Genomic DNA, 23,543 nt, shown 5'->3' on the forward strand with positions numbered 1-23,543 from the left:
GCACTTTTCGCAAACTCTGCTACAAGTAACCAAAAACGGAACCTCGCAATTGTGAGGTTCCGTTTTTGGATTCATAGATTAGAAAACCTTTAGTTGTTCTAATGATCGGTAAAGAATGACTGCCGCTTCTGCACGAGTTACATTCGCTTTTGGGTCAAAGGTTTTGTTTGTTCGACCTTTTACAATACCTAATGCTGCTGATTTATTAACAGCGTCTTTTGCAAAAGAACTGATTTTCGAATCATCTACAAAAGTTTTAGTAGTGTCAAGATTGAGAAAGAGAGAATCATCCTGATATTGAATGGCACGAATAGTCATCGCTGCGATTTCTTCACGTGTAATCAACCCCTCTGGGTCGAAACGATCCTTCGTTTTACCTTTAATAATTCCTGCACGATATGCCGCTTCGATGCCTGGGTATGCCCACTCTTTACTCTTCGCGACATCTTTGAATGTCCCTTCGTAAGAGCTAAGTGGTAGATTTAATGCACGAGTAATTAACACCGTAAATTCAGCTCGTGTAATATCTCCAGCCGGATCGAACATCGTACTTGTCTTCCCAGCTGTAATAGAACGAGATGCCAATACTTCAATTTCATCCTGTGCCCAATAATTTCGAATATCATTAAACGTCTTAGCTGTCTCTAAAATTACAAATTTTGAGAAGTGATGTGTTTGAAAAACTAATTTGTCATTTACATATTTCCCGCCAACATATTCAAACGCGCCTGTTTTTTCATTCATGAAGTAGGCAGCCACTTTACGCTTGTCCTTTAAAGAAGCTGAATCAACCGCGATTTTTACTTCAATTGGTTTAGAAAACAATGAAACGTTTGATGATTTCCCGTCTTTTTCAACCGTAATCGTGAAATCATATACATCAGAAAGTACTTTTCCTTGTACAACATGTACTACGTCTTTCGCAAGTGTCACAATAATGGATGCTTTGCTTGATGAGGCTGCCTCCATATCTTTCAATATATTGTGTGGAATGGAAATTTCCGTCTTACCTGCTTGTATTGTAAACAGTTTGTTTGAATTTACTAGACTTTTCAAGACAGAAAGAGGGATCTCTGCCTTAACTGTTGGTACTGCTGAAGTTGGGGCAGAAATAACTACCTTTACTTCTTTTGCTTTCGAATCTTTTATTTGATCTAAAACAGCCTCTTGATTAATAACACCATTTACTGGTTCATTCGTAGAAGGTTGTGATGGATCTTTTGACCCTCCTGGTCCAACTGGATTTCCTGAATTTGATGATCCTCCTGACCCTCCTGGGTTAACTGGATTTCCTGGTTCTGATGGCTCTTCTGAATCTCCTGAATTCACTTTTAATTCTTTAGTATCACGTACTCGAATTCGTTTACCGCTCGCGAATCCACCAGATATGCCGACAGCTTCAAGTGTGTCACCAACCTTCATACTTGGTACTTTACCTGACTGGTTTGCGATGTATCCGTCTACGAAGACAAGCAAATCACCGGAACCGTCATTGATAAGATATGAGCTTTCGTCAGCAATGGAAATGACTTTACCTGTTGCTTTCACTAACAGTCCTAAATTTTCATCAGCTGTCGCTGTACCAGTAGTCAATTCTTTCGGTTGAAGAGGTTCACCAGTACCGATTTTAATAACGTCATGAGAGAATTTGATAAACTCTAATTCTTTGTTATTATCAAAAGTCTTCATATGGCCATAAACACGTACTTTATCGCCTGGTTTTAAAGAACCTTCTGGAACTTCTTGGAATGCCATGATGCCGCCAGTTTCATCCTGTAGGTTGAAAGCATCGAAGAATACTCCTGCTCCAGTCGTAACCGTACCTTCCACAACAACGTCTATGTCATCTGCTAATTTTCTAACGTCAGCAATTTTTGAAACCTTTGTTTCACGATCTGCTAACCAATTTATCGCATTTAGTGATAATTCGTCGTTTCCTTTTGGTTCATATGATTCATCCATTTGTTTGTCATTAAAGATGTTCATGCCAGAAACAACAATACGTCCATTATTATCAATTTCCTCTGATGCGATTAACGGAATAGCTGATCCACCCGTCTCATCAGAAACAGCGTCATACGTGAATCCACCTTTTATATTGCCTTGATACGTTGTTTCATTTCCTTTGGCAAGGATCGTAACTGTACCTTCTTCAACTAGCGGCTGATTATTAGCTCCAGACAAACTTGTTCCGCTATAGTAATCGACGAAAGATACGCGATCCGTAATATAATTGGCAACTAATCCAGGGAATACTCTAACAGCATACGGACTAACTTTTGGATCACTCCAGAAATTTCCGGTTTTGCTATCATCAAGTACTCCATCATGACCCATTCTGATTTTGGAGCCCATTTCACTCAGCAAGTTGTTATTTATAGTAGGATCTGTGGAACCATTGTTGCTCTTTCCAGCCATTAATAAGGAACCGCCATTTTTCACAAACATTGCAACTGCAGTATTTTCAGCAGTTGAAAGGGCTGTTCTTGCATGAGTTAGCACTAATACTTTTACGTCCTTTAGCACTTCATCTGTCAGCGTTACTTTATTTTCTGTTACAGTGTATCCTTCTTTTTGAAGAAGAAGTGTAAAAGCTTTTAAGTTATCCTTATACGATCCACTGTCAGCACTTGTATTTTCGTTGCCGTGGTTCGCATCGATTAATACTTTAATTCCAAGTGGTTCTTTAATTTTTACCGGTAACGTATACTTCACATCACCAAGATTGAGACCTTCATTTGAGGTCACAACTACAATCAGTTGATGGTCACCTTTTATTGGGCTTGCCCATGTCGTTTTTGCAGCGGCTGAGCTCTTAGTTAAGATAGATGAAATATTATTTGTTCCGATAAAATGATCAGGTTTTACTTCATCGTAATAGAAGTCTACCTTAAGGTTTTTTACAACTTCCGTACCGTTATTAGCAACTGTTGCCGTTAATGTAGAAGGGTTCCCGCCAATAATAACGCCACCATCAATATTAATATCATTTACTTTCACATCAACAGATTCTTCTTTTGACCAGATTGGTGAAGAATAAATCCGTTCGCCATCCATTTGTGTAACTTTAACGACAAACCACTGTTGGCCTCCGTTTACCGTATAGGATGGATTCCATGTGAAGTCTTTTTCCATAGGAGAAATAGAATCCACCACTTTTCCACCATTCGTAATCAATTCAACCTTTGCAATTCTATCATCTGATTTGTAAGAAGTCGGAAGATATTTAAAGTCACTATCATTATGTGCTTCGGCTACCAAGTCGCTTCCTTTAATGTCAAACTTTAATGTTTTGCTATCAACTGTGGAACCCATATAGTATCCATTGGCTAAAACATCCAAAGTGAAATTTGGATCTTCTTCCATGTATACGCGCATATTACGCATAGAATGCAGAAGGGATTCTTGAGAAAGATCATCCGCAACGATAACTGTACGAGCATTTACTTGGCCCCACGTTCCTTCATGGTTATCTTCACCATAAGTTGGCGCTACATGCCAGCCTAAATCTAATGCCGAGTAGAATTTACCTTCAGCATTTGCATATCCATAGTGTCCAGAACCATTTCCAACTTCTAACATTGTAAATAATTTATCTACATCTTTATTGTACGGTTTAAAGTTGTTAAAAGCATTTGCAGACATATCTGGGTGATTAAATTGGCCAACGATGTCATCGTATGTCATGACCCATGCATAATATTGGCTTAAGTCTTGGTACTGCTTCCCATTAATGTTTCGATCGATAAAATTATCTGAACCGAAGATATTTGAATGCCCCCATGTAGTAGAGGTCATTTCAAATGCCGGGAATACGACATAATCACTTTTTGTGTATTCTTTGGCAAGGTCTTTGGTTAATTGCCACTGATCACCACCAGTACGTTCCTGCATACCATCACGAACGACAGTATCTGTACCAAGTTTTTCAGGGTCAATATCATGTGAATGGTCAGAGAATGCAAACCAATCGTAATGATGGGCTTTCCCTGCTTTTACGGCAGCCTCAGGTGTACCTGCACCATCATGTGAGATGTTTGTGTGGTTATGTGTTGTGCCACGGTAGTGATTTCCACCTGTAAAGCGTGAAACAACTTCAAACGTCCATTGTTTTTCACTTGCGTTACCATTTACATCTTTTGCCGAAACCTTCACGGTGTGCTTTCCAAGTGAAAGTTCGTTCTCAGGTGTGTATTTCACCTGTGTTTTGCTAATGGATGCAGCTGGTGCTTTTAGCTCTTGATCATCCAACCACATTTGTACTGTTTTGTCATCAACACCGCTTGGGTCGTTAATTAAGGCGGATATTTCAGGTTTTTGACTTTCTACTTTCGTATTATCTTGCGGCGTTTCACCGCTAATGGCTGGTCCAACAGTATCATCGATTACCTTTACTTCATATGGGACTGTACTTGTTCCAGCTGTTTGCGCTTGCTCTCCTGCTTTAGCTTCAATATAATAATCGAAACCATTTTGAGGTACATTGACTGCTTCTAATGTTACTGTGTAGCGACCTTCACTGCCTTTGACCATTGGCAATGCAGTATATTCTGTAGTTCCGGAAGCTCTGTAGTATGCAGTAACCGTTTCTGCCCCATCCGCATTTGCTTCAAATTCTACATTTGTTTCTTTGTAAACTTCGGTTAATGCTGAATGTGCGATACCTAGAATTGGAGCAATGTCCATAGCATCACGAGGGTAAAGTTGGTACCCATTAGTGGCAGACACATTTGTGGTATATTGGCCTAATATACCAGTAACCGTATAGCTTTTACCCGTCACAAGGTGATTATCTGGAATAACGCCTGTTGCTCCCATAACCCTTAAGGTTGTTGTTTTATTATTTTCATCGATAAATGTCACATTCCAATTCGGAGGCGTACTTGCAGTAGCTGAAACCTTTCCAGTTACTGTTACAAGACTTCCTTCTAATGGCTCAGCCACTGCATACGTATTTAAATCATTAATCGTAAGTTTTCTTGGTTCTGGTATTGGATTGCCCTCACTAACTTTCACAATGGAGGTGGGTTCAAATTCTGTTAAACCGTTGTAAAATATTACTTTACCGGTAATTCTTAATTGATCTCCTTTGACAACCTTAAATCCTGTTTCTAAAGAACCACTAAAGATGTTCATTCCACCTGTAGCATCTTGGAGATAAAAGTTCTGCTTTTGTGTACCGAGAATTTGAGTATCAACTGTTGCTACACCCTCAACCGTGAAAAGCTTATTTAAGTTTACGGGCTGACCCTTAGTATCAGACTCTCGGACGGCCTGAATTGATGAAACCACAGATGTATCTGCTTTTGTAACTGAAACCGGGACGCTTTCTAACATGATTCCCTTGTTACTGTTCGTAGTTTGAGTTACGTATACTGTATCAGGAGCATTTTTAATCGTAATCGCAAAATCTCCTGCTGTACCTGCTTTTACTTCATTAGTAACTAAACTTTCATTCACATTCGCTTGATCATTCGGATAGACATTGATCGTTGCATTTGCTACCGCTGTACTCGCACTGCCTATTAATGTTCCTACCCCACTATTAACTGAATAACTTAATTTTGCTTGATTAACTGATGCACTTGCAACAGCTACGTTAATTTGAATGGCTGTACTTTCATCCAATTTATCCTGTTTTGCAGAAACAAATACAGATGTTAGGGCTTTAGCAGATGTAAAGTTGATAGTAAAGGAACCGTCTACTTCCGCTGTAGCCGTTCCAAGGACTTCCCCTTTAGATGCATTTTCATATACATAAACAGTCGAACCTGGTTCAACCGCTTCTGCTGCACCATTTACTGTTACAGTATCTGCTTGTTTTAAAAATTGAATATTCATTCCTTTTGGTTGCAAGCTTGTAACTGGAACCATTGGAGCTTCCGTTGGGCTTGCAGTGTTTCGTGGTGCAGCAACTGCACCTACATAGAAGTCTGTTGCGTTATCATCCGTATCCCATGCATTTCCTAGCCCAGATGCCGGATCTACGTTTGCATAAGGTCGACGCTGAACACTTGTGGTATTTGACGGAGCCTTTGTTGGTGCAGATCCTTCATAGGCATTTGCAGCTCCGATACCAACAAAATCAATTGTACCTTCTGGTTTTGCTCCTGTTGCTGCAGTAGCATTATCGAATAAGGCGACTTTTGCACCTGTACCCGACATGGCTATTGAGCCTGTGGCATCTGGTGTAGGGGTATCAACCCCATTTGCACCACCAGCTTCCGCAATTAGGTAATAGCCATGGGCCTGAATTGTGCCAGCTAATGGAGTCACTGACCATGTTGTTCCGGTCGATGAGGCATATTGCACGGACCATCCATCAAGTGAAACTACCTGATCAGTAGGATTGTATAATTCAATAAAGTCTTTATTATATGGTGCCCCTGCATTACCTCCTCCACCAAAATAGTGTGAGATTACAATATGATTAACCTGTTCCGCAGCAGCCTTGCCAATTAAACTACTTGGCAAAAAGGTACTAATTAATAGAAGTACTATCATGAACATGTTTGTCCAACGCTTAAACTTCCGGTTTCTTGCTCTCATCCATCTACCATCCCTTTTATCACTTTTTTAAATGCTCTATTATTCTACAAAAATTCTAGAATGAAAAATGTAATTTTATTGTAAAGTTATCGTAAATTATTACTAAGAAATTGTAATAACTTTTATTATTTACAGACAAATATAAGAAAAATGTGATTATATAAAGAGGATGATAGTCTACTCTTCAATTTGATATTATCGAAAAATATTTCTATGTTAGTTCTAGGAGGATTACTATATTGTCACACGCCAACAGGTTTCAACAACTCTTGAAGGTCGGACCTCTAACCTTGATAGTATTATCTTTATTACTTCTTTCTTTTATTTCTTTCCCTTCGAACACATCGGCACATGCATATAGTGCTAGTTATACAAATATAAAGATGGATACTAAAAAAACAGAGGTTGTATTTTCAATTGATACTTTATCAATATTAGAACTAATACCCCAAATAGACAAAAATGAGGACTGGATTCTTAATCAATTAGAAATTAAGCAGGAAAACCACCATTTAGAAGAATTAATTACAGAGGGCCTTACTCTTGATAAAGGAAATAAGGAACAAACACCCGAAATTGAGAAAATGGAAATTGAAAAAAAAGATCATAAAGAATTTCTTACAATCCATATGAGTTTCCCAGCTTTTTCTCCCGGGGATACGATTGTTTTTAATGATGGCTTTTATTTTAATGATACTGGAACCAATTATGTAAATTTCATTTCTGCATCTTATATAGATGAAACGAGTGAAGCCGTATTAGAGGGGAAAAATCGAACTTGGACAATGCTGTTAACTGAGGTGCAACAAGAGCAGCAGCCAGGTGATGGACAAACTGTACAGTTAAATCCCGAACAAAAACAAACTGAACCAGAGCAGCCCGTTAAAATAACTACTTCATCTTCATGGTTTTCTTTTTTTAAACTTGGGATGAATCATATTTTATCAGGGTATGACCATTTATTATTTTTAATCGCGTTACTTCTAAGGAAACAAACATTGAAACAATACATTGGGATTGTGACTGCATTCACGATTGCTCATAGTATTACATTAAGTTTATCGGTTTTAGATATCGTAAACCTCCCCTCTCTATTGGTAGAGTCTATCATTGCTTTAAGTATTGTTTATGTGGCATTAGAGAATATTTTCCGTGAGAAAATTCAATTTCGTTGGGGAATCACCTTCGCGTTTGGTCTGATTCATGGATTAGGATTCGCAGATTTATTAAAAGAAATGGCGTTACCAAAAAGTCAACTTGCAGCTGCATTATTTAGTTTCAACATTGGCATTGAAGTCATTCAAATTGGGATCGTCCTACTGTGCTTGCCTATCCTTTTCTATTTGCATAAGTGGAAAGACTCATTAAAAATGATTCAATACTTATCCTGGATTATCGTAGCAGCAGGTCTGTACTTCTTGATAAATCAACTATTCTTCTAGTTGTCTATTCGTTTAAATATGAAAACAAAAGCAAACGTTCACAACAATCAGGATAATTACCTCATCTTCATACAATATATCGGAATGGGAATATAAAGAGGATATTGCTTGAGTAACTGTAAAACCTTTAGATACCCCTTCTAAACGGCAGCGCCCGTAAAGCACAGCTGGATTCGATGATTGATAAAAAACAAGCTTTAAATAACGAAATCATTAACAGTGACAATCGGGATCTTGTGTCATTGCATTAATAATTCTGAACTCACAATATATCGTGGTACATGCTCCTAATTTGAATGGCCGATTCTGACCCTATTATTTAAAAACAGCCTCTTTACAGGAGGCTGCTTTTACTTATTAAATTACTGCTTTTATCACGTAATGTTTCCGATTATTAGTAATTACGGATAAATACAGAGTAGAAAACCGATTCTGAGCCATCTCTCCAGCAAAAAAATTAGCACGTTCGAGCCGGATGGGGCACTTTTCGAGCCGGATTTCAGATTTACGAGCCGGAAGGAAATGGGCGGGCCAAACAAGCTTCAGTTTGAACTCCTGTCAACCTGTATAAAAGTGTAGAAAAGTCAGCCATATTCGGCTGACTCTTCTATTTAGTTCTTCATTCTTGGGTCGAGCGCGTCTCGTAATCCATCTCCCATTAAATTGAAGCCAAGTACAGTTAGCATGATAGCCACTCCTGGAAATAAGACGGTCCAAGGTGCTTGAAGAATATATGCACGGGATTCTGCCAGCATTTGTCCCCATTCAGGTGTTGGGGGCTGTGCACCTAATCCTAAAAATCCAAGTGCCGCACACTCAATGATCGCTGACGCAATTGCTAAGGTGCCTTGTACAATAATTGGAGCAAGGCAATTAGGGAGAACATGTTGAAAGATAATCCGACCATCTTTCATTCCAACTGCCTTCGCCGCTGAAATATATTCTTCTTCTTTTACCGAAAGCACCCTTGAACGAATCAGCCTGCCGAATGTCGGGACATTAATGATGGCAATCGCAATTAGAGCATTTCTAAGGGATGGCCCAAGTACGGCAACAATTGCAATCGCAAGCAAGATACTAGGAAATGCTAGTAATATATCAAAAACTCGAGAGATAATCATATCTACCCATTTTCCATAATAGCCAGCGAGAAGGCCTAGTACTAAACCTACAATCACGGAGCCGGCAACAGAGAAAAATCCTACCCAGAGCGATAAACGGGCACCAAAAATAATCCGGCTTAAAATGTCTCTGCCATATTCATCCGTGCCAAACCAATGCTCGGAGGAAGGGGCTAAATGCTTATTTGCTAGTTTCTGAGCCTCATATGAATAAGGTGCAAGCAAATCTGCAAACAGAGCCATCAAGATGAAAAAAACTACGATAAGTAAGCCTATAACAGCAACTTTATTCTTTTTAAAGCTTCTCCATCCTTCTTTCCATGGAGAAATGGCTGTATCTTCTGCCGGTTGCCTTGTGAGTGGGGATTTGTTGTTTACAATTTCTGCCATGTCACGTCCCTCCTACTTATACTTAATTCTTGGATCAATTGCTGCGTATAATAAATCAACACATAAATTTATTATCACAAAGATAAACGCAATCACTAGAATCCCCGATTGAACCACGGGATAATCCCGGTAGTTAATTGCATCGTAAATATAGGTGCCAATCCCAGGCCATCCGAATATGGTTTCTGTCAAAATGGCCCCGCCAAGAAGCAATCCTGTCTGCAAACCAATGACAGTCACGACTGGAATTAAGGCATTTTTAAAAGAATGCTTATAAACCACCCAGAACATTCTCATTCCTTTTGCACGAGCTGTTCGAATAAAGTCTGAGCGCATTACTTCCAGCATGGATGAACGTGTCATCCGCGCAATAATGGCCATCGGAATGGTCGCTAAAGCGATGCTTGGTAGAATTAAATGGCGAACCACTTCAATGAATTGATCAAATCTTCCTTGAAGAAGTGTATCAAGTAAATATAAGTTCGTGATTGCTTCAACTGGATCTCGGATATTATCTCGACCTGTTGTAGGCAACAAATCAAAGTGAATAGCAACAATATATTGTTCCATTAATCCAAGCCAAAAAATTGGCATCGAGACGCCGATAAGCGCGATAATCATAGCAATATAATCAAACCAGGAATTTTGAAACCATGCCGATATGATTCCGGCATTTACTCCAATTACGACCGCTATGATCATAGCGATGATGGCAAGCTCAATGGTTGCAGCTAGATATGGCCAGATTTCCTCGGCGATTGGAGTGTTTGTTTTTATAGAAACTCCTAAATCGCCAGTAAATAAGCCACCTAAATAATTGAAAAATTGTATGTGCCACGGTTGATCCAGACCAAGCTTCGTTGTCATAGCGGCAACAGCTTCCTTCGATGCCTGTTGACCTAGGATAAGCTGGGCTGGATTACCCGGGATTGCACGGACCATCATGAAAACGATAAACGCCATTCCTAGAAGGACTGGAATTAACGCACCTAGACGCCGAACTGTAAAAGAAAACAAAATGACCACCTCTTCTTTGGACATCTAAATATTTTCTAGATAGAGTATTTAGTTGACCCAAACCTTATCTGAATATTAGTCTCGTTGAAATTTATTCTTCACATTTTTTTCGAAAAACAAGGAGCATGTTGCAACCATACTCCTTGTTCTTCTTGATAGATATCGTATTATAAAAATTAGAGTGAGATTCACTCTGATATGTCGGCCTAAATCAATCTCTAGATTCCTAGATCAATAACCATTTTCATATTATTCCCCTAAAGTTACATCGATAAAAGATTGTGTTCCGGTTGGATGCGGGAAGAATCCTTTAATTTCCTTTATCCCTGCAAGCTGCGGTTTAGAGTGGGCAATAGGAACCCACGGTGCATCTTCGTGAATAATTTCTTGCGCTTTTTTGTAAAGTTCAACCCGCTCTTTTTCATTAGGATTGGATTGTGCCTGAATTAAGATATCATGCAATTCATCATTACTGTAACGTGAATAGTTATTTGAGCCGATATTATCTTTATCTAAAAGCGTATAAATAAAGTTATCTGCGTCACCGTTATCCCCAGTCCATCCGAGCATAAAGACAGGTGCTTCCCCTGCTTGAACTTTTTCAAGATACGTACCCCAGTCAAATGTTACGATATTTGCTTTAATATTAACCTCTTTCAAGGCAGCTTGAATCGCAACGGCAACTTTTTGACCGTCTGGCATGTATGGTCTTGCAACCGGCATTGCCCATAGATCCATTTCAAAGCCATTTTCAAGTCCTGCAGTTTTTAATAATTCTTTTGCTTTGTCCACATTATAGTCATAATCGACAATTTCATCGTTATAGCCACTAACTGATGGTGGCATTGGATTTTTCGCAGGTTCTGCTGTACCTTCATAGAAGTTCTTAATCAACTCCTCTTTATTGATTAAATGGCTGATAGCCTGACGAACTTCTTTTTTATCAAATGGCGCTTTTTCTACATTAAAACCAAGGTAACCAACGTTCATAGACGGTCTTTCGAACAACTGTAACTTGCTATCCCCTTCTACCTGGCCAAGATCACTTGGGTTCAATCCATCCATTAAGTCAATTTCACCTTTAATTAAGGAATTAAGTCGAGCAGAGTTATCTTTGATGACTTTAAACTTAACGCCATCCAGTTTCGGAAGGCCATCTTGCCAATAATCTTCATTTTTCACAACTTCAATCATGTCGCCTGGTTTCCAAGATTTAAAGACGAATGGTCCCGTTCCTACAGGATTTTTCGTAAAATCATCTCCATACTTTTCCAATGCCTGAGGACTTGCAATCGCGAACATGCTCATGGCTAAGTTTTTCAAGAAAGGAGCTTGCGGGCGGTTTAGTGTAAATACAACCGTATGCTCATCTTGTGCTTTCACTTCTTTAATTACATGACCTTCGTCCCCTTCAAATCCACCAAACATGGATGCATAATAAGCAAATTTTGCTTCATCTTTACTCTGTGCCCAGCGTTTGAAGTTCTTTACAACTGCTTCAGCGTTAAAATCAGTTCCATCATGAAACTTGATTCCATCACGCAAATGGAATGTATACGTCAATCCATCATCAGAAACGTCCCATGTTTCAGCAAGTCCTGCTTCAATTTCTGTATTATCCTTTTTATAGTTTACAAGTGTTTCATAAATTTGTTCTGTGACGATAAATGATTCCCCTTCTGTCGTTATCGCTGGGTCAAGTTGAGTAGAGTCTGCTCCTCGACCATATATAAGCGTCCCTCCACTTGTCTTTACATCTCCTGAGCCATTACCTGAGCTGCTTTCTTTCGAACTGTTGCATCCAGCTAGTGCAGTTGAAAGAGCAAGAATACAAATTAATACGATCCAGCTTGTCTTTTTCATGATTTTCCCCCTTCGATTTTTTTATTTTGCTAATCTATGTCTACGTAAACTCAGTCATAAAGATGACAAGCTACGTGATGACCTTGTTCAAGTTCTTTTAATATAGGTCTTATATTCGAGCACTGCTCCATTGCTTTTGGACATCTTGTATGGAATGGGCAACCTTTAGGCGGATTTACCGGACTCGGAACATCGCCTTGGAGAATCACTCGCTCTTGTTTGTAAGTTACATCCGGAATAGGTACCGCGGATAATAGCGCCTGTGTATAAGGGTGAAGCGGATTTCGGTATAAGTCTTCACTTTCTGAAATTTCCACTAACTGCCCAAGATACATCACACCTACACGATCACTAATATGACGAACAACGCCGAGGTCATGCGCGATGAATAGATACGTTAATCCATATTCTTTTTGTAAATCTTGAAGTAGATTCAACACTTGTGACTGAATGGATACATCTAAAGCAGATACCGGCTCATCTGCGATAATTAGCTTTGGATTAATGGCAAGTGCTCTAGCTATTCCAATCCGTTGCCGCTGCCCACCGCTAAACTGGTGGGGATAGCGTGATGCATGATAACTACTAAGTCCAACAACCTCTAATAACTCTTGCACACGTTGCTTTCTTTCCCGCCTATCCTTCACACCATGAACAATTAGTGGCTCTTCTAGAATTTTTCCAATGGTATGTCTGGGATTTAACGAGGCAAATGGATCTTGAAAGACCATTTGCATTTCACTACGCGTTTTCCTCATTTCATTGGTGGAGAGCTTCGTAATGTCTTTCCCTTCAAAATAAATAGTTCCATCACTAGGTTCAAGGAGCCTGAGAATCATCCGACCAGTCGTCGATTTCCCGCAACCGCTTTCACCAACGAGTCCAAGTGTCTCTCCTTTTTTTATTGAAAAAGAAATGCCGTCAACCGCTTTTACAGAACCTACTGTTTTTCCTAAAAGCCCACCTTTAATAGGAAAATGCATTTTCAGGTTTTCAACTTGAACTAATGGCTGAGTCATAAATGTCTGCCCCTTTCCGGTCTCCATATAGCCAACAACGCACTTTTTGACCATTATTGAATGGCTGTAGTGGAGGGGCTTCGCTTAGACAACGATCCATTGCATGCGTACAACGCGGAGCAAATTGACAGCCTAGCTTTTGACTACCTGGTTTTGGCACCTGCCCCGGTATTGAATACAACCTTTCCTTTTTTTCACGCATGTCAGGTACAGATTGTATCAATCCGACCGTATACGGATGCTTCGGACTCTGGAAAACAGTAGAAACATCTCCTTCTTCAACTATTTTCCCAGCATACATGACAACCATCCGTTGACACATCTCTGCAACGACCCCTAAATCATGGGTAATCATCATAATTGCCGTGTTCGTTTCTCGATTCAATTTTTTCATTAATTCTAAAATTTGTGCTTGAATCGTAACATCAAGTGTGGTAGTTGGTTCATCCGCAATCAACAATTCCGGCTCACAAATCATCGCCATCGCAATCATGACCCGTTGTCTCATTCCTCCAGAAAGTTGATGTGGATATTCATCCATCAACGCTTCTGCCCTTCCCAGTCCGACCAGTTTCATCATTTCTATAGCTCTTGCTCTTGCTTGTTTTTTATTCCATTTCCTATGTATTCTTAACGACTCTGTTAATTGTTCTCCTATCGTAAATAATGGATTTAAACTGGTCATTGGTTCTTGAAAAATCATGGCAATTTCGTTCCCACGAATCTTCCTCATTCTCGCTTCAGATGCAGTAGCTAAATTTTCTCCTTTAAACTGAATCTTACCCTGTACTTTTCCAGTATTCGTGGGAACAAGTCCCATGATTGATAAAGAAGTCACACTTTTTCCACAACCTGACTCTCCGACAATCCCCAATACTTCGCCAGGTTCAATATGGAAACTTACGGAATCTACCACTGGAATTTCTCCATTATCCGTTCGAAAACTTGTCTGCAAATCTTTCACTTCAATCATTGGAAATTCCACTAATTTCCCTCCTTTATAAATAAATTACATTTCTTCCAGTTAATCAATTGAATTATGGCATTAATACGAAAAAATAACAATCTATATTTTAGAATATTTTAATTATTTGTATAATTCTAATAAAAAATTAGATAATCTGGTTAAAAACGCAAAAAAAAGACTGCAAAATGCAGTCCATACTTGAGGCTCATTAGAGGAATCAATCATATTTTTCGAAGTTAATCGGGGTTTGTCTTACGAGGATTACTAAACCAGTAGTCCCTTAGTATACATGTGATAAAGGTTTTTCTATATAATTAAACTTGTATAGATCATTTATTCTCAAGTATAGTAAGTCGTTGTTGAAGTACTGCATATTGTTCCGATAAATAGATATATTGCGTGTTAAAATGATTTAAGCGCGATTCCATTTCTGCAAGGTGACTTTCATTTTTCGAAGTTTTGGCTTGAGTCTTGGCTATATAGCGAATTAAATCGCCCATAATTTGTTCGATGCGTTCTATTTGCTGGTGATTGTAGTGTAAGGGTACAGCTGTAAATGGATAAATCGTCTGATTGTCTTCTTTTAAAAAATTACCAAATTGAAAGCTACTTCTTGTCATATTTCACCTCAATAACCGTTATCCTTTAATATGTTCAAATTCCGGTTGCTGTTTATTTGCTGGCTTTGGGCCAAGGAATCTTACTGTTTCTGCGACTACTTCTGTTACATAGACTTTCTTTCCTTCTTGGTTATCATATTTTCTCGTTTGAATTCTTCCTGTAATCCCGATAACTGAGCCCTTTTGACAATAATTCGCTGTATTCTCGGCCGTCTTTTGCCAAAGCGTACATTGAACAAAATCTGCATCAAAATCCCCTGCTTGATTACGATAATTTCGGTTTACCGCTAATACAATGGTAGAGACTGCCTTACCTTCGGCTGTATAGCGGAGATCAGGATCTCGCGTTAATCGGCCGACTAAAGTTACTTGATTAATCACATAATCATCTCCTTTCAATCTATTTGTTACCATCATACGTAAATTTACTGTAAAAGAAAAATTGCGAAAATTGCATTTTGATACACCTTTTTGTTGACCCTTATTGATATTTTGTTCAAAAGTTCATTTTTCGACACATTTCTTCAGAAAAATCTGGATTTTCAACATTTTTCATTTTTTTAAAAGAGGAAACGCATTTAGAAGATGATTCGTTCCTCTTTTTCAGATATGTTATAATTAGCGAAAATAAGGAAAGTTTCTATGTACAAGAAGAATGGAGGAATGGCATGAAATCATTTAAATTAATTTCACTACAAATTGTAACTGAACGAAATGAATTGTTTAATGTGGGGCTTACAGATGGATTGATTATTAACAAAGAAGATGATTTAAATACGTGGATTCTCGAAGCCTTTTTATCTAAAACATATTTCGATAAAATTCAGCATGTGCTGCCTTCATTGAATGGCAAAGTGAATGTTCAAGCTGTCATCACGAAAAAAGAGAATGGTCCTGCTGCGTTTGATACTGTCCTCCGTTCAATCAAAGAAGTTGAAGGCCATGTTAGCATCGTATTTGAAGGACATTTGCAAAGAGCCCGTAGTAAGTATGCAGAGTTACTTCTTGAGGATTTAATCGACAAAGGCATTTCCGGCGGGGATTTACTTGCGGAATTCAAAGAAAAAATCATTTCTCAGCCCCCATTTATTACTACTAAAAAATCATAAGGGTGAAACTTTCCTCGGACAACAGCCAATGAAAAAAAGCAAAAGCGAAGAGTCCTTTGCTTTTGCTTTACTTTCATATACATATTGTTAACATGTCTCATTCCTTCAAGTTCGCAGAGGGAATTTACGAAATGATATTAAGGTGCGTCAATATGACTTTTTATTTGGAACTTTTCAATTCCCTTGTGAGCTTCTCGATGACAAAACGAGCTTCCGCGCGACAAGAATAATCATATTCTGTTTTCGTAAGTTTTTGCAGTCGTTCTATCTCTTCATTTTGTTCTTTCTTCGGTTTTTCGGAAAGGATTTTATTAATCGTTTCATTAATTTTCACCGCTAATTCCTCATGAAACTCCGAATTCGCTTTTATATCATTGCTTACCTTATCATACCAAGTAGCTGATTTATTTAAGTATTCTTTCCATTCGCCCATGAAAGCTTCATAATCAAACTGATTTTCATTCCAGTTGATTTTGTTCAGATATTGCTCAAAAGCAATTGAGATAGAGCGAGTTATACTTATTTTTACTCCTGGTGAAAGATCTTTTAACATTTTATAAAATGGACCTCCTACATTTAGCTCCTCTGCTCTTGCTAAAATCATATCAAATATCGCCAGTAAAAGGAATGATTTATAACAATTAAATTATTTTCGTTACAGAATCGAAACAAAACAGGCGGAATTTTCCACCTGTTTTGTTTATGAATGAGGATTATTTATGTTCTTTATGTTTAAGTGTATCATTCATATTTGTATCTGTTCCATTTAAGTTAGTATCTGTTCCATTTGGGTTAGTATTGTCGTTTGGATTTACATTTGGATTAACTTCTTTTGTTGGTTGATTCAAATTATTGTCCGTTGGAGTCTGTTCAGGCGCAGGATTGTTTTTAGTCGTAGCACAACCCGCTAACATCATCATGGACAAAAATGAGCACCCAAGCAAAGCTAATATTCTTTTTTTCACCATATTGTTTTCCTCCTTATGTTGTGAGCCATATTCTTATGGTCTTTATTTATAATGCCCGAAAAAAACTTTTTCCCTCTTTATTTCAAAAGTAACATTTACCAAATTTTCCTCTCACGGGCAAAAAAAATAGAGTACGGAGTCTATCCGTACCCTTTTTTATCCTACTATTATGATTTATCTCCAAAAGCAAACATAATTTCTGTTTCACAAGCTATTTCACCCTCTACAGTGGCCACTGCTTTTCCTTTGCCAATGGAACCACGCATTCTCGTGATTTCAACTTCAAGTTTTAATTGGTCCCCAGGAACGACTTGTCTCTTAAAACGACAATTATCAATTCCAGCAAAAAAGGCTAATCTACCTCTATATTCTTCCTGCTTAAGCATAGCTACTGCCCCTACTTGAGCAAGTGCTTCCACAATAAGTACGCCAGGCATTACTGGGTACTCAGGGAAATGACCATTAAAGAAAGATTCATTCGCTGAAACGTTTTTCAAGCCTACTGCCCGTTTTCCATCTTCCACTTCAATAATGCGATCCACTAATAAAAAAGGATAGCGATGCGCAATAATTTCTTTGATTTGATTAATATCAAGCATTCCTTTTTCCTCCTCATAAGAAAAACCATCACCAGTTGAACTGGATTAGCCATCTATTTCTCGCTATATACTAAATCAAAAATGTGAGTCCAGGTTGACTTTTTAAATACATCAACCATTGCTCCACTACCCATCATGCTGTAGCCGACAATTGTTCCGGAGACTACTGATACAACAATCAATAATGTAACAAGTAACACCCTGAACCAAAGCGGTAACAGTCTGATTCGAATTTTTCGTTTCATCTGTTCCTTATTTTCTTTTTTCTGTTTAAAATCGTCTCTGGTTAAAGTTTTTTCTTCCATGCTTGTGTACAATAGCTCCTTTTTATCCCGCATTAACGGGCAGTAAGCCCCCCACCCCTAAGGATTAAAGGAATCGAAGAACTGCCCGTAAAAACCCGATTGGTGAGATACAGTGAAACTTACCGATACGTGAGCAGAGGTTTAGTTTAATTGAATTAATCGAGTTCGTAGTGTCGCTTTTATCTACGCCGTGCGGAGGTATTAGCGGCACTACGAACTCACAATCAGTGGGGATGAAGCCCCCCTACTGATTGAAGTTCCACTTTATCACCTTACATCATAACAGTAGTCTCTTTGCTTATCACATATATAGGTAGGTTGACCTTCATTGCTGGATGTTTCACTTATCTGATACTGTTCACTAATCCTTGCATTTGATCAGCCATTGTAATCGCTCTGGATTGGAATTGATATTGTCGCTGAACCATAATAAGATTAGACATTTCCTTCGATAAGTCTACATTGGAGTTTTCCAACGCTCCTTGTGTCATAGAAATTTCGCCACGCAAACCGCCTGTTAATGATGTCAAAATATCTTCTGCATTCACATTCATTTGGTTAAGATTTGCAGGGAGTGCTAATAAATTACCGCCTAGTTGCTCCATAAATTGCGGTTTCTTAACAGACACAATTCCCAACTCAAAAGTTTGTGTTCCACGATCACTCGTCTCTATCTTAATCTGCCCATTTCCGGACATACTAATATCTGTAACATTCCCGTTTACAACAATTGGGCGGTTAAATTCATCAAGAACAGAATTCCCATCATTCGTAACAAGCATGAGTTGATGGGTATTTCCATTTACAGGTGTCATAAAAAAGGCTCCATCACGTGTGTAGCGTATGTTTTCTCCACTTTCATCTGAAACACGTACACTAAAAAACAAATCCGGCTTTGTAAGGGCGGCATCTAGGCTACGACTTGTCATTTTTAATGAACCTTGTGTTAGGATAAGCTGTGATTGGCCTAGCTTAGCTCCTGTTCCTTGGCGTATTCCATTTGGCGTCAAACGACCGATTTCCCGAGAAGCCTGTGTTTGATTATTGAATTGCTGTACTAGCAAATCCGTAAAATTTGCTTCTTTCCGTTTATAGCCTGTTGTATCCACATTTGCTATATTACTGCTAATCGTATCCAATTTGAGCTGAAGCTGAGAGAGTGTATTAGTTGATGTAATCATCATGCGATTCACTATATTTCCCCCTTATTCTTTAGAGCCTACCAATTTCATTGACAGCCTTGTCCATACTTTTATCGTATGCTTGTAATATTTTCTGATTCGCTTCAAACGTACGATAAGCAGTAAGCATGTCTGTCATTGTTTGCGCCTGATCAACGTTAGACCCTTCCAAATAACCCTGTTTCACATTAAAAGATACACCTGCAGTGTTATAGCCGTTAGCAAGTATTGCTCCTTTTTTTGCACGGAATAATCCGTCGCCCTCTTTAATGAGCTGGTAAGGATCCTCTGCGAATGCGATTCCAACACGGGCTACTGGTTGATTATTTTCAACTATCATGCCTTCTTCACTTACAGAGAAGTTCTCGCTATTCAAGCGAATCCGGTTATTATTGTCATCCAGCACATAATTTCCACTAGCTGTTGTTAAATATCCAGCGCCATCTAATGTAAAGTTCCCATTTCTTGTGTAACTCGCTTCACCCGCACTATTTTCAACGACAAAGAGAAGTGTTCCTGGTTTGCCATTTTCCTGATTCACTGGAAGGTTCCCATTAACAATGGCCAAATCAGTCGCTAATTGGGTTTCTTGAATGTCACCTTGCGTATACAAGGGCGTCGCCTCTTGCATATAGACGCCTGTACTAAGTAAGCCTACCTGTGAATACATCGGTAAACTGATTTTCCCGTTTGGCGTTGTCACTTTTTGACCCATTCGTTGCATGAGCATTTCAGGGAACGACCTTACGCTTGCTTGGTCTGTTTTAAATCCAGGCGTGTTTGCATTTGATAAATTATTCGTCAACATTTCCGCGTGCCTTTGTTGAGTAAGCATTCCGGAAGCCGCTGTGTAAAATCCCCTGAACATCATTGATCACCTCTGTTATATACAAAATTCCTATGGCGTTAAAACGCCACCATTTACCAAGATGGGGCCAGCCTGTAGCACGCTACACTCACCTAATCACAATGGTGGCGGTGCGGAGCCAGATTTTTGGATGCTTTCGCGATAAAATCAGTATACCTGCTAAGTAGATTGGCTATATTAGTAAGTCGTGAAGACCTGTCCCCATGTCCTTCATACAAAAAGCTGAAATCTTCAGCTATCTGGAATTTTTCTCTAAACTGTCATCATATAGCGGTTGTTCCATATGTCTATTTACTATATCGGTAGGTTTCTAGGGTATCTTAACATTAATTAAAGTAGGACTGTCTGAGGCATTAGAATCGTCAATTGTAAAGGAATTGGTTAAAAAATCTGCGGAGGTATTATAACTGGATTTCGAATGAGAAACAGGAACCGAGAATCCTCAGCCCTGTCAAAATGAACGCACTCATAAAAGTGCACTTCCATCGAATCAGCCAAATTTATGACGTGGTAATTTATCCATATTATCCAGCATAATTCCCGTTCCAATTGCTACACAGTCCATAGGATTCTCTGCGACTAGTACTGGGACTTTCAATTCTTCTGCTAGCAATAAGTCAATTCCGTGCAGAAGGGCTCCGCCACCTGTAAGAATAACGCCACGGTCAATAATATCTGCTGATAGTTCAGGCGGTGTACGTTCTAGAACGCTCTTAGCAGCTTGGACAATAACAGAAACTTGTTCTCGCAGCGCCTCTTCTATTTCCTCAGAATGAACAGTGATTGTTCTAGGCAATCCAGAAACCATATCACGTCCACGAATATCAATTTCTTCCTTCCGCGATCCGGGAAAAACAGTTGCAATCTGTATCTTGATGTCTTCCGACGTTCTTTCACCAATGAGCAGTTTATATTTACGTTTGATATAATTCAAAATTTCATTATCAAATTTATCGCCCGCCATTTTTATGGACGATGAGGTTACAATGTCCCCCATAGATAGGACTGCGATGTCTGTTGTACCTCCGCCAATGTCAACGACCATATTTCCGCTTGGCTGGAAGATGTCCATACCCGCTCCTATTGCCGCCACCTTTGGCTCTTCTTCTAGGTAAATTTTCTTACCCCCGCTTTTCTCAGCTGCCTCTTTAATTGCCTTCTGCTCAACGCTCGTAATATTTGTTGGACAGCAAATCAGAATTCTTGGTTTCGATAAAAACCCTTTAACATTCAACTTATTTATAAAATGCTTAAGCATCGATTCAGTTACATCAAAATCAGCAATGACTCCATCCTTTAACGGGCGAATCGCAACGATGTTTCCTGGTGTACGACCAACCATCTTTCTAGCTTCCTCACCGACTGCTAATACACGATTTGTATTTTTATCGATTGCCAGTACCGATGGCTCATTTAACACAATTCCTTTACCTTTGACATGAATCAGCACATTAGCTGTACCGAGATCTATTCCAATATCCCTAGCAAACATGATTTAAATCCTCCTTGAATCCTCATAAAAGCCTACTTACTCCTAATTGTTTATTTTAACATATTGACAAGATGGAAGGTAGGTCTATATCCTTGAAATGGGAATTTTTTTTATACAACACAAAAACCAGTATTTGTTATCATCCCCGCTTCCTGTGGTTCTTAAAAGGTAACACTTTTTACTAAGCATTTCCCTTTTAAACCACCGAAATTGATTTAGGTAACAAATACCGGATTTTTTTACAAAAGCTATCTTTTCAATATCTCCTCTTCGCGCTCTGATCGCTTATACTTCAACTTTGTCGCTTCTCCACCTCGAAGATGACGGATAGATTTATGATAATCCAAAATATCCTTCACCTCATTGGCTAATTCAGGATTAATTTCAGGTAATCGCTCGGTTAAATCTTTATGGACTGTACTTTTGGATACACCAAACTCCTTCGCAATGACACGAACGGTTTTTCTTGTTTCCACGATATACTTTCCTATCTTGATAGTTCTTTCTTTGATGTAATCGTGCACACCACTCGACCTCCCTAATTTGGATGTGAGAAGTGTGAAATGAGATTCGCTTTTGGCTTAAAAACGACCGCTGCCCCGGAAATTAGCAATACATATATCTTCAACTGGATTTATCATTGGATTTAAACGACTGCTCACCTCAAACACTCTCTTTGTATGGTTTGTATCAGTTTATTAGTTCGGATAAGGATATATGCACACTTTCCACAGCTTGCAGAAATATTTATCTAAATTTCCCAATAATAAATTCGTGTTTTCAAATTATTTCCCGAGAAATTTGTCACAAATAAAGGGATTTTGTAAAAAAGAAGGAGCTAAGATATCCATATAAAAAATCCCCATCTTAATGATAGGGATCTCACCAAATTTTCAGTTGTTGTTTACGGGCGTACCATTTTGTTTTGATTAGTTTACTTTAGTTAACCCATGCATGAAGTGAATACACTCCATCGATGGAAAAATACAGATAATCAGCCTTCTTCAGTGTTACTCATTTCAGAATCAGAAGGTTCTTCTTTTGTACGATCATCTTTAGATTTTGTGCCCGATGGATTTTCAATTGCTTTAGATTCCGAATTTTCCGGATTTTCTTTTTCACCTACACTACTTGGATTTTTATCAGCTGCCTCTTCCTTTGTTTCAAGGGATGCCAACTGACTTCCGAAAATAGCATTTGGATTTAAAGCAACGTCATCTTGGCGAATTTCAAAGTGGACATGTGTTCCAGCCTCTTCATTCAATAGACTTCTACCTGCTTTGGCAATCACAGCACCCTGTTTCACTTCGTCCCCAACCGTAACTTTAATGTCTGTAATAGATTGATAACGAGTAACCACACCGTTTTCGTGCTCAATTTCCACTTCATTTCCAAGCAATGAATCTTCTTTAACTTTTTTTACTTTCCCGCTTAAAGACGCTACGACATCGAATGCACCACCATCTTTAGCTGCGATATCCAGTCCTTTGTTTTGCATAACCCGATTATTATAAAAGACTAATGCAGCAGCACGCTTTTCTTTGTCAGCATCTTTGTCATAGAAATCTTTCTTAATGACCGCTAGTTCGGAATCTGTTACTGGCATGTTAATTTTTTCAAGATTGCTATTTACTTCAATTGCAGGTTCTTCCGTGTTATTGCCTATTCCAGCTGCCTCTTCTTTATCTATTGTGTTGTCAGCTGAATTGTTAAAACTGTTCTGTGCCCAGATGGCACCGGCTAAAATCAATGCGGCACTTGCGATATAGATTGCTGGTAAAGCCCAACGTTTATTCAGAAAACGTCGGATAATGGACTTTTTGGAAGTTGGTTTGTTTTCTTCCTCTCTCATATTAATCACCTCAGCAATCATTCTGAACAGATTGCTGGAATTATATACATCTGCCACAAAATTTTTTTAGATTTATTTTTTGTTTAACTTGATTTTTTTATGCATGGGAATTATTTCATTCTCTATAAGGAGCAGGGGAGCAGGGCTTCGCTACTTTCTAATATAGCTAGTCTAATTAGCA

General features: G+C 38.7%; 19 protein-coding genes. 2 read left to right on the forward strand and 17 right to left on the reverse strand.

Annotated elements, in window-relative coordinates; all coding sequences use genetic code 11:
* Positions 1-78: 78 nt before the first annotated feature.
* Positions 79-6,549, reverse strand: a complete 6,471-nt coding sequence (locus AC625_RS22395; protein ID WP_082191209.1) for an S-layer homology domain-containing protein — start codon at positions 6,547-6,549, stop codon at positions 79-81.
* 239 nt (positions 6,550-6,788) lie between these two features.
* Between AC625_RS22395 and AC625_RS22400 the strand changes: the two genes are divergently transcribed.
* Positions 6,789-7,991 (forward strand): HupE/UreJ family protein, encoded by a 1,203-nt coding sequence (locus tag AC625_RS22400; RefSeq protein WP_049683291.1) that lies wholly within the window; start codon positions 6,789-6,791, stop codon positions 7,989-7,991.
* Positions 7,992-8,602: 611 nt separating this feature from the next.
* Here the strand turns inward: AC625_RS22400 and nikC are convergent.
* The 7 genes from nikC to ssb form a co-directional block, all read right to left on the reverse strand.
* Positions 8,603-9,502 carry a nickel transporter permease gene (gene nikC, locus AC625_RS22405; protein ID WP_049683292.1) on the reverse strand — a complete coding sequence of 300 codons (900 nt, stop codon included), beginning with the start codon at positions 9,500-9,502 and terminating at the stop codon, positions 8,603-8,605.
* A 12-nt stretch (positions 9,503-9,514) separates the two neighbouring features.
* Complete coding sequence (locus AC625_RS22410; RefSeq protein WP_049683293.1) at positions 9,515-10,519, reverse strand: ABC transporter permease; 1,005 nt, start codon at positions 10,517-10,519, stop codon at positions 9,515-9,517.
* Positions 10,520-10,768: 249 nt separating this feature from the next.
* Entirely contained in the window at positions 10,769-12,382 is a 1,614-nt protein-coding gene (locus AC625_RS22415) for an ABC transporter substrate-binding protein (protein ID WP_049683294.1), read from the reverse strand.
* A 50-nt stretch (positions 12,383-12,432) separates the two neighbouring features.
* On the reverse strand, positions 12,433-13,401 hold the full coding sequence (locus AC625_RS22420) for an ABC transporter ATP-binding protein (RefSeq protein ID WP_049683295.1): 969 nt from the start codon (positions 13,399-13,401) through the stop codon (positions 12,433-12,435).
* Complete coding sequence (locus AC625_RS22425) at positions 13,376-14,374, reverse strand: ABC transporter ATP-binding protein (RefSeq protein WP_049683881.1); 999 nt, start codon at positions 14,372-14,374, stop codon at positions 13,376-13,378. The genes AC625_RS22420 and AC625_RS22425 overlap by 26 nt, the downstream gene beginning before the upstream one ends.
* Before the next feature lie 323 nt (positions 14,375-14,697).
* Positions 14,698-14,988, reverse strand: coding sequence for a hypothetical protein (locus AC625_RS22430; protein WP_049683296.1), 291 nt, complete (start codon positions 14,986-14,988; stop codon positions 14,698-14,700).
* An 18-nt stretch (positions 14,989-15,006) separates the two neighbouring features.
* Complete coding sequence (gene ssb, locus AC625_RS22435) at positions 15,007-15,369, reverse strand: single-stranded DNA-binding protein (protein WP_049683297.1); 363 nt, start codon at positions 15,367-15,369, stop codon at positions 15,007-15,009.
* A gap of 287 nt (positions 15,370-15,656) precedes the next feature.
* Here ssb and AC625_RS22440 point away from each other — a divergent pair, with 287 nt between their 5' ends.
* On the forward strand, positions 15,657-16,097 hold the full coding sequence (locus AC625_RS22440) for a YwpF family protein (RefSeq protein WP_049683298.1): 441 nt from the start codon (positions 15,657-15,659) through the stop codon (positions 16,095-16,097).
* A gap of 160 nt (positions 16,098-16,257) precedes the next feature.
* On the opposite strand, the gene AC625_RS22445 is transcribed toward AC625_RS22440, so the two are convergent.
* The 9 genes from AC625_RS22445 to spoIIQ all read right to left on the reverse strand — a co-directional run bounded on the left by AC625_RS22445 (position 16,258) and on the right by spoIIQ (position 23,362).
* Positions 16,258-16,701 carry a hypothetical protein gene (locus AC625_RS22445; RefSeq protein ID WP_245645069.1) on the reverse strand — a complete coding sequence of 148 codons (444 nt, stop codon included), beginning with the start codon at positions 16,699-16,701 and terminating at the stop codon, positions 16,258-16,260.
* A 109-nt stretch (positions 16,702-16,810) separates the two neighbouring features.
* Positions 16,811-17,065: a YajG family lipoprotein gene (locus AC625_RS22450; protein WP_049683299.1), complete on the reverse strand. Its 255-nt coding sequence runs from the start codon at positions 17,063-17,065 to the stop codon at positions 16,811-16,813.
* A gap of 167 nt (positions 17,066-17,232) precedes the next feature.
* Positions 17,233-17,664 (reverse strand): 3-hydroxyacyl-ACP dehydratase FabZ, encoded by a 432-nt coding sequence (gene fabZ / locus AC625_RS22455; protein WP_049683300.1) that lies wholly within the window; start codon positions 17,662-17,664, stop codon positions 17,233-17,235.
* Positions 17,665-17,717: 53 nt separating this feature from the next.
* Entirely contained in the window at positions 17,718-17,969 is a 252-nt protein-coding gene (locus AC625_RS22460; RefSeq protein WP_082191299.1) for a DNA-directed RNA polymerase subunit beta, read from the reverse strand.
* Positions 17,970-18,313: 344 nt separating this feature from the next.
* A complete protein-coding gene (locus AC625_RS22465) occupies positions 18,314-19,153 on the reverse strand; it encodes a flagellar hook-basal body protein (RefSeq protein WP_342671019.1) in 840 nt (279 codons plus the stop codon).
* Between the two features lie 28 nt (positions 19,154-19,181).
* A complete protein-coding gene (locus tag AC625_RS22470; protein ID WP_049683303.1) occupies positions 19,182-20,018 on the reverse strand; it encodes a flagellar hook-basal body protein in 837 nt (278 codons plus the stop codon).
* A gap of 490 nt (positions 20,019-20,508) precedes the next feature.
* Complete coding sequence (gene mreB, locus AC625_RS22475; protein WP_049683304.1) at positions 20,509-21,510, reverse strand: rod shape-determining protein; 1,002 nt, start codon at positions 21,508-21,510, stop codon at positions 20,509-20,511.
* A gap of 248 nt (positions 21,511-21,758) precedes the next feature.
* Entirely contained in the window at positions 21,759-22,034 is a 276-nt protein-coding gene (gene spoIIID, locus AC625_RS22480) for a sporulation transcriptional regulator SpoIIID (RefSeq protein ID WP_028393454.1), read from the reverse strand.
* Between the two features lie 470 nt (positions 22,035-22,504).
* Positions 22,505-23,362: a stage II sporulation protein SpoIIQ gene (gene spoIIQ, locus AC625_RS22485; protein ID WP_053178176.1), complete on the reverse strand. Its 858-nt coding sequence runs from the start codon at positions 23,360-23,362 to the stop codon at positions 22,505-22,507.
* Positions 23,363-23,543: the final 181 nt, after the last annotated feature.

Source organism: Peribacillus loiseleuriae, from assembly GCF_001183985.1.
Taxonomy (GTDB): Bacteria; Bacillota; Bacilli; order Bacillales; family DSM-1321; genus Peribacillus; species Peribacillus loiseleuriae.

What these genes read in the sequence shown, in the direction of transcription:
- mreB (WP_049683304.1), bottom strand. Translation starts at nt 21,510, where the DNA reads ATGTTTGCTAGGGATATTGGAATAGATCTCGGTACAGCTAATGTGCTG.
- AC625_RS22425 (WP_049683881.1), bottom strand. Translation starts at nt 14,374, where the DNA reads ATGATTGAAGTGAAAGATTTGCAGACAAGTTTTCGAACGGATAATGGA.
- AC625_RS22445 (WP_245645069.1), bottom strand. Translation starts at nt 16,701, where the DNA reads ATGATTTTAGCAAGAGCAGAGGAGCTAAATGTAGGAGGTCCATTTTAT.
- AC625_RS22395 (WP_082191209.1), bottom strand. Translation starts at nt 6,549, where the DNA reads ATGAGAGCAAGAAACCGGAAGTTTAAGCGTTGGACAAACATGTTCATG.
- spoIIQ (WP_053178176.1), bottom strand. Translation starts at nt 23,362, where the DNA reads ATGAGAGAGGAAGAAAACAAACCAACTTCCAAAAAGTCCATTATCCGA.
- AC625_RS22470 (WP_049683303.1), bottom strand. Translation starts at nt 20,018, where the DNA reads ATGTTCAGGGGATTTTACACAGCGGCTTCCGGAATGCTTACTCAACAA.
- AC625_RS22415 (WP_049683294.1), bottom strand. Translation starts at nt 12,382, where the DNA reads ATGAAAAAGACAAGCTGGATCGTATTAATTTGTATTCTTGCTCTTTCA.
- AC625_RS22465 (WP_342671019.1), bottom strand. Translation starts at nt 19,153, where the DNA reads ATGATGATTACATCAACTAATACACTCTCTCAGCTTCAGCTCAAATTG.
- AC625_RS22460 (WP_082191299.1), bottom strand. Translation starts at nt 17,969, where the DNA reads ATGGAAGAAAAAACTTTAACCAGAGACGATTTTAAACAGAAAAAAGAA.
- AC625_RS22450 (WP_049683299.1), bottom strand. Translation starts at nt 17,065, where the DNA reads ATGGTGAAAAAAAGAATATTAGCTTTGCTTGGGTGCTCATTTTTGTCC.
- AC625_RS22430 (WP_049683296.1), bottom strand. Translation starts at nt 14,988, where the DNA reads ATGACAAGAAGTAGCTTTCAATTTGGTAATTTTTTAAAAGAAGACAAT.
- AC625_RS22440 (WP_049683298.1), top strand. Translation starts at nt 15,657, where the DNA reads ATGAAATCATTTAAATTAATTTCACTACAAATTGTAACTGAACGAAAT.
- AC625_RS22420 (WP_049683295.1), bottom strand. Translation starts at nt 13,401, where the DNA reads ATGACTCAGCCATTAGTTCAAGTTGAAAACCTGAAAATGCATTTTCCT.
- fabZ (WP_049683300.1), bottom strand. Translation starts at nt 17,664, where the DNA reads ATGCTTGATATTAATCAAATCAAAGAAATTATTGCGCATCGCTATCCT.
- nikC (WP_049683292.1), bottom strand. Translation starts at nt 9,502, where the DNA reads ATGGCAGAAATTGTAAACAACAAATCCCCACTCACAAGGCAACCGGCA.